Below are 794 nucleotides of genomic sequence, written 5' to 3' on the forward strand. Positions count from 1 at the left end.
GCCCCGTGCCTCCCCCGGCCGCGTCAGGGTCCGCCGTCCGCCGTTCCGCCGCCCCGTATCGGCGGTGCCGGCTCCGGCGGTCCCTTCCGCGAGCTCCACTCTTCCTCCCGGACGGGGTGCGCCCCATCCGCGCGCGTACTCATCTCCGGCCCTGAGTACGCGTACTCAGGGCGTCCCTTTACGATCGTCCGCGTGTCGGTGCTTCCTTTGGTGTTCACGAGCGGCTGGGCCAGCGGTATCAACGCCTATGCCGTAATCCTCCTGCTCGGTCTGCTCGGTGCCACGGGGGTGAGCGACGACGTGCCCGGGGCGCTCCAGCGTCCCGACGTCCTCATAGCGGCCGGCGTGCTCTTCCTCTGCGAGGCCGTCGCCGACAAGATCCCGTACGTGGACACGGTCTGGGACGCGGTCCACACCGTCGTCCGGCCCGTCGCCGGAGGCGTGGTCGGCGCGCTGCTGGCCGGCCAGCACGGCTCCCTGCCGGAGCTCGCGGCGGGCGCGGTGGGCGGCTCGGCCGCGCTGCTGAGCCACCTGGTGAAGGCGGGCACGCGCATGGCGGTCAACACCTCGCCGGAGCCGGCGAGCAACATCGTGCTGAGCCTGGCGGAGGACCTGGGCGTCGCGGCGCTGATCGTGTTCGCGATCTTCCATCCGCTGGCGGCGGCGATCATCGCGGGGACGCTGCTGGCGGCGGGGATCGCGGTGGTGGTCTTCCTGTGGAAGCGGGTACGGGCGTTCCTGCGGCGCCGCCGCGAACGCCGCGAGCGGCGAGGGCTCTCTCCCCAGCCCCGCCC

Annotated in this window: 1 protein-coding gene; it reads left to right on the forward strand. The window is 73.3% G+C overall.

Going from position 1 to position 794, the window contains the following annotated elements; genetic code table 11:
- Positions 1-192: 192 nt before the first annotated feature.
- Positions 193-794 (forward strand): DUF4126 domain-containing protein (locus K6I33_RS35415; protein WP_229358885.1); only part of this gene is annotated, 602 nt, incomplete at its 3' end.

Source organism: Streptomyces sp. UNOB3_S3 (assembly GCF_020740895.1).
GTDB lineage: Bacteria > Actinomycetota > Actinomycetes > Streptomycetales > Streptomycetaceae > Streptomyces.